Raw genomic sequence first — 13,571 nt, 5'->3', positions numbered from 1 at the left:
ATTTCTTGAATTATAATAATTTATAATGTGAAGAATATAAACAAATCCAAGTATACGGAGGACAATAAATGGGAATAAAAGAAACAATATTAAATTTCATGAAAGAACAGGCTTACAGGCCAATGGATATACAAGAATTAAGCCAAGTTTTTGATATACAAAGAGATGAGTATAAAGCATTTAAAAAATGTATTAAATCTATGGAAAGAGAAGGCTTAATTATTAGGAATAAAAATGATAAGTTAGGTGTTCCAGAAAGAATGGGTTTAATAACTGGTAAACTTCAGGTTCATCAAAAAGGCTTCGGTTTTTTAATACCTGATGAAGAAGGAAGACAAGACGTGTTTATTCCAAGTTCGAACATGAATGGAGCCTTAAATGGAGACAGAGTAGTAGCAAAGATTCTTAAAGAAGATGTTGGAGCTAAAAAATGTGAAGGTGAAATAAGAGAAGTAATAGAAAGAGCTAATAGAAGCTTTGTAGGAGTATATGAAGATTCTAAAAATTTTGGATTTGTAGTTCCAGAAGATAAGAGGATTCAAAATGATGTTTTTATATCTAGAAAGGATAGAAATGGAGCCGAAACTGGAGATCTAGTTATAGTTGAAATAGTTAAATGGGCAGATCAAAGAAGAAATCCAGAAGGCGTAGTTACAGAGGTTTTAGGTAAAAAAGGTGAAAAAGGGCTAGATATACTAACGATTATTAAAAAATATGGACTTCCGGAAGAATTTCCAGATAAGGTTCTCAACTTTGTAGAAGGAATAGAAGAAGAAATTTCAGATAAAGATTTAAAAGGAAGAAAAGACCTTAGAAATATAAAAATGGTAACTATTGATGGAGAAGATGCTAAAGATCTAGATGATGCTGTATCCATTGAGAAATTAAAAGATGGAACTTATAAATTAGGAGTCCATATAGCAGACGTTACTCATTATGTTAGAGAAAAAAATCCTTTAGATAAAGAAGCATTAAAGAGAGCTACATCTGTATATTTAATAGATAGAGTTATACCTATGCTTCCTAAAAAATTATCTAATGGAATATGTTCATTAAATCCTAAAGTTGATAGATTAACACTAAGTTGTACCATGATAATAAACAAAGACGGTAAGGTTATTGATCATGAAATATATGAGTCAGTAATTAAAACATCTGAAAGAATGACCTACACTGATGTTACTAGAATACTTAAAGATGGAGATCAGGATTTAATAGCAAAATATGAATATTTATATGAGGACTTTAAGGCTATGGAAGAGCTTTGTCATATCCTTAATAATAAGAGGTTAAAAAGAGGAGCGATTGACTTCGAATTTGAAGAATCTAAAATCATATTAAATGATCAAGGAAAACCAATAGATATAAAACCATACGACAGAGAAATAGCAAATAGAATTATAGAAGAATTTATGCTTGTATGTAATGAAACAGTGGCTGAGCATATGTTCTGGACTAAACTTCCGTTTGTATATAGAATACATGAAGATCCAGATACAGAGAAGTTAGATAAATTCAAAGAGTTCATATATAACCTAGGATATCCAGTAAGATGGACACAAGAAGTTCACCCTAGATTATTACAGGATGTATTAGATGAAGTAAAAGGTAAAAAAGAAGAAACTGTAGTAAGTACATTGTTACTACGCTCTATGATGCAAGCAAGATATTCTCCAGAATGTACAGGACACTTTGGATTAGCAGCTAAATATTATTGCCACTTTACATCACCTATTAGAAGATATCCAGATCTTCAAATTCATAGAATAATAAAAGAACATCTTCATGGAAAAGTTGATGAGGGAAGAAGCACTAAACTTGTTAATATCGTGGATTATGCAGCTAAACAATCATCAGAAATGGAAAGAGTTGCACAAGAAGCAGAAAGAGAAGTAGATGATCTAAAGAAAGCAGAATATATGTTAGATAGAATAGGGGAAGAGTTCGAAGGAATAATATCCTCTGTTACAAGTTTTGGAATATTTATACAATTACCTAATACAATAGAAGGATTAGTTCATATAAGCGATTTAGATGATGATTATTATATTTATGATGAAAATCATTTATGTTTAATAGGAGAAAGAACTAAAAACATATATAGATTGGGTGATGATGTTAAGATTAGGTGTGAAAAAGTTGACATTCCTAACAGAGAAATTTTCTTTAAACTTATTAAAGATGAAGAAGAAACAGAGGAGAACTTTGACATCAAAGACTTTAATAAGCAGGGTTTAGAGGAATATGTAGACACAAATGAAGAGTTAAAAAGTGAAGAGGAAATCTTTTAGGTAGGCATTAAGCCTACCTTTAATTTTTATTTTAATTAAATTTAAAATTCTATTATAAGTTTATCTAATCCTGCATAAGCAAGATAAATATTGACTTCGTTGTTTAACAATTAACAATACTATATAATTATGTTTGTAGTTTTCGAAAAATATATGTTTTGTCTTGATTATTAGGGGGAGAAAAAATGAAAATCAAAAAAGTGAAAAAGAAAAGTATTAAGGGCCAATTATTAATACTTTTTTTATTAATCGCTCTTAGTTCATCTATAATTATATCGGTTACAAATTATATTTTAGCAAGAAGAGCTATTGTACAAACGGCAGACGACATGCTTATACAATTAGGAGAACAAATTTCATTAAGAATGAATGAAAAGTTGAATAGTATTTGTACAAATATTGAATATTTATCAGAAGATAAGAGATTAGTTACAGAAGAATCTACAGAAAAAATAAATATATTAACAGATTATTCCTCCAAATATGATTATTACACAATGGGAATAGCTGATTTAGAAGGTAATATATTATATACCACTGGCGATCAAGACAATATAAAGGATAGGGATTTCTTTAAAAAGGCTTTAAATGGAGTTTCGGCAACAGGAGATCCATATTTTTCTAATTTGGAAGGGAATATTTATGTGGCTCCCTTTGCTTCGCCAATAAAAGTAGATGGAAAAATAGTTGCATTATTAGTAGGACTAAAAGAAAACACTAAAATAAGTGATTTTATAAAGACAATAAAAGTTGGAGAAGAAGGAATAGCCTATGTAGTTGCTGGAAATGGAGATATTATAGTTCACCCAGATACTACACTTATATATAGAAGAGAAAACATAATAAAGAAAAGTGAAACTGATAGTTCATTAGTTCCCCTTGCAGAGATTCATAAAAAAATGATTAAAGGGGAGACAGGCTATGGAGCTTATTTATATAATGGAATAGAAAAGTATGTTGGCTATGCGCCCATAGAATCTACAGGATGGGGAGTTGCAGTAGCTATACCTAAGGAACAAATACTTAGTCAATTAGATGGTATGACAAGTTCTTCTATTATAACTATTTTAATAGCTGCTATCATTATCATTATATTAGGATATTATGTAGTAAACTATTTAATTAGGATAATCAAGAGAGTAGAAAAAGATGTATTAACATTATCAAAAGGAAACTTTGTTTTTGAAGTAGATAATAAATTAATAAAAAGAGAAGATGAATTTGGAGAAATAGCCAACTCAATACTTAATTTAAAAAATTCCTTAAGAGAGATGATTAAGGATGTTATAGAAAGTTCAGATAGAGTTGGTGGAGAAAGTGAATCCTTAACTAAAATAGCAAGAGATTTTAGTGAAACTACTACTAATATTGCGAAAGCTGTTGAAGAAGTGGCAGCGGGAACGAATAATCAAACAGTTTCACTAGGTAATATGGTAAACATATCATCTGAATTCGAAAATACCTTAGATGGAATATCTTCAAAGTTTAAAGACGTAGCAAAAATGGTAAATGACATTCATGGAAAGTCTAATGTAGGGAAAAAAGACATAGAAGAGGTATCTTTAGAGTTTGGTAAAATGCTTAATACCTTTAACGAATTTAGAGAAAAACTAGAAGCCATGGGTAAAAACATAGATGAGATAAATGAAATTACATATTTAATTAAAGGAATATCAGAGCAGACAAATCTTCTAGCACTTAATGCAGCTATAGAAGCGGCTAGTGCAGGGGAAGCGGGAAAGGGGTTTTCAGTAGTAGCTGAAGAGGTAAGAAAACTTGCTGAAAGAAGTAAAGAAGCCTCTGAGAATATACAAAAAATAAGTAGCAAGGTATTAAATGATAACAAGAATATATCAAGAGGAACAATAGAATTAAATAAAGAGTTATTAACTCAAAAGGATATAATAATGAAAACCTCAGAAGCCTTTGAAGAAATAGCTTCATCACTAAACAATGTAGCACCACAAATAGAAAACATGGTGAAAGCTACTGATATATTAGATAAAAAGAAAAAAGAATTAATAGATGACATTAATTTAGTATCATCAATATCAGAGCATGTATCTTCCTTTGCAGAAGAAATTACAGCATCTGCAGAAGAGATGAGTGCAGCAAGTCAAGAGATATATGCATCATCAGAACTTTTACATGAATCTTCAGAAAAGGTTCAAGAAGAACTTGAAGTATTTAAAATAGATTAATTAAAGTATAGAGCTTTATTGTTATGGACAGAGTTATATATTATAATAGTAAAAGATAATAAAACCAAGTAGGTGATATAATGGTTAGAAAGAGTAACAATAAAACTTTAGCGGAAAATAGAAAAGCTCATCATGATTATTTTGTAGAAGAAGCTATGGAAGCAGGAATAGAACTTGTAGGAACAGAAGTAAAATCTATAAGAGCAGGAAGAGCTAACCTAAAAGAATGTTATGCAGAAGTAATAAATGGAGAAGTATTTATTAAAAATATGCATATAAGTCCCTATGAGCAAGGAAATATATTTAATGTAGAACCACTTAGAGTTAGAAGATTACTTTTACATAAAGAAGAAATAAGAAGACTTATAGGTTTAGTTCAACAAGTAGGATTAACACTTATCCCTTTATCTTTATATTTAAAAAATGGAAGAGTTAAAGTTAACTTAGGAGTTTGTAAAGGTAAAAAGAACTACGATAAGAGAGATTCTATGTTAGAAAAAGCTCATAAAAGAGATGTAGAAAGACAAATGAAAGAAAGAAGCAGATACTAGTTTAAAGAAGCTATTACAAAAATGTTTTGTGATAGCTTCTTTTTTATTGGAAATTTGAGGTATAATTTATTTATGTCAACTAGTGAAAGAAGGTAAATGAAAAAATGGGAGAGTACAAAGATATTACAAGAGGACAATTATTTATACGAATGATGATTAATCCAATATTTATAGCAGTTTATTGGTTTTCTTTTTATAATCTATACACCTTGTGTAAGTTTGGAAGAATGAATAATAACCTTACAATGCTGCTTTTATGCTTAGCATTTTTTGTTATATATTTAATGATTTTTATAGCAAGGATTTTAAAAAAGCCTATAATAATAAAACCAGATAAATTAATTAAAAATAGAAACATAAGACTGGCTTATGGTGTTATTGCATTAATTTTTATGTTTTCATTATTTATATTTTATGGAGGTAAGATATATAAAACCAGCATGAATTTTAATGGGAAACTTTCATGGATATTAAAGGATTTGAAGGATAAGAAAACAGTAGAGCTTAAGCATAATAATATATATGAGGATGGAATAGAAGGAATACTACAAGATATTAATAAAAAAGTTCCTATGGTGCAAAAACTATATATAGCAAACAATGTTGATCTTAAATTCGATAAAGAAGGAACAATAACCTCCTTTAATACCTTTTTATATGGCAAAAATGATAAAGACACACTGGAAAGCTATTTAATTAGCTATAATAAAAATGAATCAAGTAAGATAACAATATATCTACATGGAAATGTAAATGGGGACTTTAATGAGGACAAACTTCTAGAACCACTTATAAGCACAATGAAGGTTATTCCACTTAAAGAAACTATAAGCAAATGGGAAGAAAGTCAATTTGGTATTCTTTATTCAGGGAAAAGAAGCTTTGGATATAATGGAAGCGGAGTTCTTTATATAGATTCAGAAGGAAAAACAAGGTCAGTTGGAAATAGGGATCCAGAGATAATAGGGTATGCAGTATCTGTGTATGTACCAGGCAAAGAAAGTACACTTACACCCTATAGATATATACTAGTAGATGATTTAAATAATATTAAAAGTGAAACTTTAACTAAAGGTAATAAAGAACAAGAAGAGGAAGAGAGCAATGGGATAGATAAGTTTTATTTATCCCAGAAAATAGGATATAAATTAGAAGTGACAGATGCAGCAGCAGGGAGTAGAGCTTATGCACTAGAGAAGACCTTAGATGGTGGAACCAAATGGTCACTTGTAAATGGTGATCCATTTTTAGGTGAAATAGGGGCAGCAGCAGGTATAACTTTCTTAGATGAAAGACTAGGATTTTTATGTCTAGCGCATAGTGGTGGTGCACGTGGAGAATTATATAGAACGGAAGATGGGGGAACTACCTTCACAAAGATAAGTTTTCCAGAAGTAAAAGTACCATTAAATGGATCAGAACCATATAATCCTTTTGACCTTCCTGGAATGCCAACCAAAGAAGGAGAAAATCTTAATATATCAGTTGGGCAAGGTTCAGATGGGGATTATAATGGAGGAATTAAGGCTCTTTATAAATCAAAAGATCAGGGAAAGACATGGGAGTATGTAAAAGAAGCTAAAAATTAAATAATTATAAAAATGCCAGTTAAGTAAAAAAAATATAAATTTAACTGGCATTTTACTTTAAAGTTTTACAGTAATAATTGAATAATTAATTAGTAGTTAATAAATTTGAAGATTTATCCAATAAAATCATATGTAAAATTATGGTAAACGGTATTATAATTAGTTATGAAGTTATTTTAATAAACATATTTGCTATGTAAGGTTCTGGAATTATAAATTTTGAAGTAAATAATTTACTAAAAATTTTCTTAAAATCTTATATAATAATGCTCTTAAAACAACTATACATCTTTATTTGGCCTTACTAAAAAAGTTTATTTTAATAATTAATAATAAGGTATAGGGGGTAAAATATGTATCGAAAAGGAAAGAGAGCAATATCACTAGGTATATTGGTAACGTTAGCACTGAGTGCTATAGGTCAAGCAATACCAATCAAAGTTTCTGCGGCTGAAACAGTTAATCGTAAAATTGAGGCATGGAAGGGTGAAAAAAGGTCAGAGATAATACAAGCTGAAACAAAACTTGGAGTAAATGATAAAAAGTTTACTCACAAGGAGTATATGGGAATAGACTACACAGACCTTAACGGTAAATCGGTTAGAGCAGTTGATGTTTTTGGAATAAATAGAGAAGAATCTACTACTTCAACAGTAGCATATCACGATGTTGAATCAGCTCGTCTAGGTTCCTTAAATTATGAGAAAGAAAGATCAAATTATTATCAACCATTAACAGGTGAAAATAATAATTGGGATTTAACAGTAGTTCAAAATGCTAGTAAGGCACAAAAGTTTTTAGATGGCGGTTTCATGAATAATAACTATGTATTAAATAGTGAAGATGGTTGGAAAAATGTAACTTTGCCAGCGAGTTGGACAACTTATGGGTTTGACTTCCCAATATATACAAATGTACAAATGCCATGGCAGAGTAAATATGATCAAAATGTACAGGTACCTAGCGCACCAGTGAACTACAATCCTGTTGGGCTTTATCGTAAGGTTTTTAAGGTAAACGATAATATGATTCAAGAAAATGGGAGGGTATATATATCATTTCAAGGTGTTGAATCAGCATACTATGTATATATAAATGGTAAAGAAGTGGGATATAGCGAAGACAGCTATAGACCGCATGAATTTGATATTACGGATTATTTAAATCCTAAAGGAGAAGAAAATCTATTAGCAGTTGAGGTTCATAAATTCTGTGATGGTACTTGGATGGAAGACCAAGATATGATTTATGACGGTGGTATATTTAGAGATGTATATCTTAGATCTACTCCAAATACTCATATATATGATTATTCAGTAGTAACAGATTTGGATGAAAATTTTGTAAATGCAAACCTAGACCTATCATTAAAATTAAAAAACACATCTTCAAATGATATATCAGGTTACAACGTAGATGTTAAGTTATTTGATGAAAATGGTACTAATGTACTTGAAAATAATGAATTTAGTATTCCAGTAGCAAGTATAGATTCTAATAAGACGCTAGAAGTAAAAGGGGATAAAAATGTATTATCTCCAAAGTTATGGTCAGCAGAAAATCCAAACCTTTATACTTTAGTAATGACACTAAAAGATAATGATGGAAACCAGTTAGAAAGTTTATCTCAGCAGCTTGGATTTAGAGAAATAACATTTACTAGATCAGAAGTAAATAATAGAACTGAGTATAAGAGAATAACACAAGACTATGAAACCATGAAGATTAATGGACAACCACTACTATTAAAAGGAACAAATCGTCATGATACAGATCCTGTATATGGTAAACATGTTCCAAAAGAAGTAATCGAGAAAGATGTACAACTTATGAAAGAGTACAACATCAATGCAATTCGTACATCTCATTATGGAAATGATGAATATCTGTATTACTTAGCTGATAAATACGGTTTATATATGATGGGAGAAACAAACGCAGAATGTCATGCGTTAATGAGCAATCAAGGTGCAGTAGGAACTTATCTAAAAGCACTTACTATGGATAGAACTAATACCTCCTTCCAGACATTAAAAAATCAAACAGCTGTAATTATATGGTCTATAGGAAATGAAATGTCTTATGACAGAAATGGTGCAAATAATTTATATCCAGAAATGGTGTGGTATTTCAAAGATAGAGACAACACTCGTCCACTTCATAGTGAAGGTTTAGGAGCAGATGGGGGAGTGGATGTCAGTAGTAATATGTATCCAACGGTAGAGACAGTTTGGTCCAGAGCTTCACAATCAATGCCTTATGTTTTATGTGAATATTCTCATGCTATGGGTAATGCAGTAGGAAATTTAAAAGAATATTGGGATGGTATTAGAAGTTCAAAAAATATGATAGGCGCTTTTGTATGGGATTGGGTGGATCAATCTAGATTAACTAATCTTCCAAAACAATATAGTATCAAAGACCAAAGTGGTATAGGGGCTACAGGAATTGTCTATGGAAGCGGTAAAACTTCTGATGCAGGAAATAGATCAATAACAGGTAAGTCTTACGATGGATATACCATAATGAAATCAGAAAATAATGATGTATACAACAGAGAGCTATCTGGAAGTAGTGCTTCATTTACATTTGAGGCAATTGTAAAACCTGCATCTACTAACTTGAATAGCGTGCTACTTTCAAAAGGGGATAATCAAGTTGCATTAAAAACCCAAAGTTCGGGAAGTGGATTAGAATTCTTTATAGTAACAGGTGGCAGCTGGAAGAGTTGTACAGTAGCATTCCCAGAAAATTGGGTTGGGAACTGGCATCAAGTAGTAGGAACCTATGATGGAAGTGTATTAAGAATATTTATTGATGGAGCTGAAGCAGGAACTAGAACAGAAAGTTCAGCCATAGATTCAACAGAAGCACCAGTAGCAGTTGGATACGATACAGTAAGAGGCAGAAATTTTGATGGCGTAATTTCTATGGCACGTATATATAAAGATGCTTTAACAGCAGATGAAATAAAAGCACAATACAGCACAGATCCAGCAATCAAAGTTGACTCAGAAAAAGTATTATTATGGATAGATTATTCAAAAGAGATAAGTGAGAGTTCTAATAATGTTTGGGACTACTATGCTTCTTCAGATGCACATCAAGAATTCTATAATGAAGAAGCAAACGGAAAGTTCTATGGATATGGAGGAGATTGGGGAGATACTCCAAATGATGGAGACTTCTGTAATAATGGATTAATATCAGCAGATAGAGATGTTCAACCAGAGATTTATGAAGTGAAATTTCAATATCAAAGTTTTTGGTTTAAGGCAAATGATAAAGAAATTGCTTCAAGGAAGGTTAATGTATACAATGAAAACAATTTCAAGAATTTAAATGAGTATGCTCTTAATTGGAGATTACTTGAAGATGGAAAAGTAATCGATAGTGGAGTAATGAATGATGTAAATGTGGCACCTAAAGAAACTAAGGCAATTACTATACCTTATAGTATGCCAAAACAAATAAAAGCAGGTGCAGAATATTATTTAAATATTTCAGTTAATTTAAAAAATGATACTTTATGGGCTAAAGCTGGTCATGAAATTTCATATAAACAATTTGCAGTGCAGACAAGTGTACCAAAAGCAGATACTGCTATATCTAAAGAAGAAGTTACAGTAGATAATAGCAATACGTCAGAAATTTCAGTAGCAGGAAAAAATTTCTCCTTTAAGATAGACAAGACAACAGGATTAATGAAGAATTATGTATTTAATGGAGAAGTATTGATTGAAAATGGTCCTACTCCAAACTTCTGGAGAGCACCAATAAGTAACGATAATGGTAACTATGATGGAACATGGAAAAATGCAAATCAAAATATTACAGTTAGTGGAATTGATATAACTAAAGGTGAAGATGGAAGGACCATAATCACAAGTGATTTAATATTAAATAACGCAAAGGGTGCAAAAGAAAAAATCATCTATACCATAAATGGAACTGGAGAAGTAACAGTTAATCTTACTGTAGATGCAACAAAGACAAGTATGGGAAGATATTTAAAAGTTGGTTCAACAATGACCTTACCAGAAAACTACGAAAATGTAACTTGGTATGGAAATGGACCAGTTGAATCTTATCAAGATAGAAATACTTTCTCAACAGTTGGCGTATACGAAAATACAGTGTCAGATTTCTTCTATCCATTCTTAAAAACTCAAGATTCAGGTAACTTAACAGGAGTTAAATGGATTAGCGTTAATAATAAAGATAAAAATAATGCTTTATTAGTAGCAGGAAAAGATCTATTAGAAGCTAATGCACTTCACTTTACTGCTCAGGATTTAAGCAATACAAGACATCCATATGAGCTAGGTGCACCTAAAAAAGAAACAATATTATCAGTAGATTATGTGTCTCAAGGTAATGGTAATAAGAGCTGTGGACCAGATACTTTGCCTCAATATAGAGTAAATAATGATAAGGCGTATAACTATGAATATACAATTATACCTTATACAACAGATAAGTCTTCAATGGAATTAAGCAAGGCTTGGAGAGATTCTCAGGGATTTGATGAAGGAGAAATAATATCAGCAATTCAAAACTTAATAGTATATTCTTACTCTCAATATGATGCAGTAATGGAACTTAAGTTTAAATATGATAATTTAACAGAAGAACAAAAAGCAAAAGTAGGTGAAGAACTTAAAAACAAACTTCTAAAAGCTGTAGAAGATGTAGCTAGGACTAAAGGTGCAGATCCAGCATATATAGGAGATAAGAGTAAAAATGGAATAAATCCATTAATAACAACTAGTTCTAAACTTATTTCAGATTCATCTAGAGGAGTTAGCTTAAGTGGAAGATTAGAACTTGCAAATAATAAAGGTACAAACGGTGAAGATATATTTGATTCCTTATTTAAAAGTAAACAGCCATTTACAACTGAAGTTTGGGTGAAACCAACTAGTAGCAGCAAGGATTACAACATGATTATAGGTAAGGGTGACAGCAACTTCGGATTAAGAACAAGGCCTTCTGGTTCAAGTAAAATATCAGTAGATATATTTGTCAAGTCTACAGATAATAAATGGTACACTAAGGAAGCTATAATTGATATACCTAAGGATTGGATTGGAAACTGGCATCAAGTAGTTGGAACCTATGATGGAAGTACATTAGCAGTATATGTTGATGGAACCTTGCTTGGAACAGCTCCTGTTGCTTCAAGTGGACTAGCAGCAAATACTCAATCATTATGGTTAGGTTATTGTCCTGAAACTGGTAGAACAAGTGATTATGAATTTGGTAGTGCAAGAGTTTACTCAAAGGCATTAACAGCTGAAGAGATAGTTGCTCAGAAAACTGCGTTTGGAAAAGAAGAAACAGAATATCTAATTAAACCACAAGATGATTCAGTTGTTACGTGGTTAGATATTAATAACTTAGTTGTTCCAAAGGTAGAATTACCAGAAACAGATAAAACATTATTAGTTAGTTTATATAATGAAAACTTGAATATAGAAAAGGGAAGTTACACTGAGCAAAGTTGGACTAACTTCATAACTTCACTTTATAAAGCAAAAGAAGTTATTGATAATGTCCTATCTAAACAAACTGAAATAAATGAAGCAGTTGATAAATTAACCTTAGCAAAAGCACAGTTAGAACTTAAGGTTAATAAAGAAATATTAAAATCACAAGTTGAAATTGCGAAAGAAAAACTACAAAATGAAGAAAAATACACTCCAGCCTCAGTAGAGATATTAAAAACTGCAATTATAAAGGCTGAAGGAGTAATAGAAAATCTTGAAGTAACTCAAACAGAAGTTGATAATATGCTTAAGGAATTACTTGAAGCAACAGTTAAGTTAACTGATAGAGCTGATAACTTAAACTTAACAACCCTTATATCTACAGCAGAATCTATATTAGAATATAAAGACAAATATACAACAGCATCATGGGAAAACTTCATAAACAATTTAAATATTGCAAAAGAAGTATCTAAAAATGGTGATGCATCAGAAGCAGAAGTTAAAAAGGCTTATGATGATCTTGGTTCATCAATAGTAAATCTAGTATTTAGAGCAAATAAAACATCACTTAAGACTGTATTAGAAGTAGCAAATGATGTTTTAGCAAACAGTGATAAATACAGACCAGCAAGTATTGAAGGATTAGAAGCAGTAGTTAATGAAGCTAAATCTGTAATGAACAAAGACGATGCTAAACAAGAAGAAGTTGATAAAATAACAAAAACATTATTAGAAATAGTTTCAAAAGCTAGTTTAAAAGCTAATAAAGAAAATTTAATAATTACAGTTAATAAAGTTAAACTATTAAATCTTGAAATATATACTAAAGAAAGTACAAAACCATTAGTTGATTTAATAGCTAAAGCAGATGAAGTGTTAAAAGATGATAATGTAGAACAAGCACCTGTAGATGAGTTAAGAACAAACTTAAATCTAGCAATAAGTCAATTAGTAGTTAAGGGAGACAAGAGCAAACTTAACGAAAAAATAAAAGAGGCAGAAGAATTAAAAGAAGAAGCTTATACAACCTCAACCTGGAAAGTTTTATCTGAAGCTTTAACTAAGGCTAAAGATATAGCAGCTAACGAAGAGGCAGATCAAAAGATGGTTGATGAAGCTTTAAGTAATTTAGATGAAGCTATAAAAGGATTAGTAAAGAAAACAGTAGATGAAGAAGAACCTGGTAACGGCGGAGGAAGTAATGGCGGCGGTAATAACAACGGTGGCGGCAACAACAATGGTGGCAGCAACAATAATGGAAGCAATCCAAACAATGGAGATAAGGAAGATGATTTACCTCAAACAGGTGGAGTAGATCCTTCTCAAGCCGTGGTACTAGGATTATTAACAATTGCAGCTGGAGCTATTGTTATAAAGAAGAAAAAGCAGAACCCCTCTGATGAGTAAAAATATATAACAGAGAAAAGGAGCCATAGTGCTCCTTTTT

General features: G+C 31.0%; 5 protein-coding genes. All 5 read left to right on the top strand.

Going from position 1 to position 13,571, the window contains the following annotated elements:
• Positions 1-68 precede the first annotated feature (68 nt).
• Complete coding sequence (rnr, locus tag P8F83_RS13180; RefSeq protein ID WP_326511521.1) at positions 69-2,291, top strand: ribonuclease R; 2,223 nt, start codon at positions 69-71, stop codon at positions 2,289-2,291.
• A 185-nt stretch (positions 2,292-2,476) separates the two neighbouring features.
• Positions 2,477-4,492, top strand: a complete 2,016-nt coding sequence (locus P8F83_RS13175) for a methyl-accepting chemotaxis protein (protein WP_326511520.1) — start codon at positions 2,477-2,479, stop codon at positions 4,490-4,492.
• 80 nt (positions 4,493-4,572) lie between these two features.
• On the top strand, positions 4,573-5,043 hold the full coding sequence (gene smpB / locus P8F83_RS13170) for an SsrA-binding protein SmpB (RefSeq protein ID WP_021800678.1): 471 nt from the start codon (positions 4,573-4,575) through the stop codon (positions 5,041-5,043).
• 104 nt (positions 5,044-5,147) lie between these two features.
• The gene (locus tag P8F83_RS13165; RefSeq protein WP_326511519.1) at positions 5,148-6,632 is read left to right on the top strand and encodes a WD40/YVTN/BNR-like repeat-containing protein; all 1,485 of its coding nucleotides are present in this window, start codon (positions 5,148-5,150) and stop codon (positions 6,630-6,632) included.
• A 353-nt stretch (positions 6,633-6,985) separates the two neighbouring features.
• Positions 6,986-13,531: a glycoside hydrolase family 2 TIM barrel-domain containing protein gene (locus P8F83_RS13160; protein ID WP_326511518.1), complete on the top strand. Its 6,546-nt coding sequence runs from the start codon at positions 6,986-6,988 to the stop codon at positions 13,529-13,531.
• The last annotated feature ends 40 nt before the right edge of the window (positions 13,532-13,571 follow it).

Source organism: Clostridium intestinale, from assembly GCF_035905475.1.
Taxonomy (GTDB): domain Bacteria; phylum Bacillota; class Clostridia; order Clostridiales; family Clostridiaceae; genus Clostridium_T; species Clostridium_T intestinale.
Note: the sequence above shows the minus strand (reverse complement) of the source record. Positions and strands in the feature narration are given on the sequence as shown.

What these genes read in the sequence shown, in the direction of transcription:
- smpB (WP_021800678.1), top strand. Translation starts at nt 4,573, where the DNA reads ATGGTTAGAAAGAGTAACAATAAAACTTTAGCGGAAAATAGAAAAGCT.
- rnr (WP_326511521.1), top strand. Translation starts at nt 69, where the DNA reads ATGGGAATAAAAGAAACAATATTAAATTTCATGAAAGAACAGGCTTAC.
- P8F83_RS13160 (WP_326511518.1), top strand. Translation starts at nt 6,986, where the DNA reads ATGTATCGAAAAGGAAAGAGAGCAATATCACTAGGTATATTGGTAACG.
- P8F83_RS13165 (WP_326511519.1), top strand. Translation starts at nt 5,148, where the DNA reads ATGGGAGAGTACAAAGATATTACAAGAGGACAATTATTTATACGAATG.
- P8F83_RS13175 (WP_326511520.1), top strand. Translation starts at nt 2,477, where the DNA reads ATGAAAATCAAAAAAGTGAAAAAGAAAAGTATTAAGGGCCAATTATTA.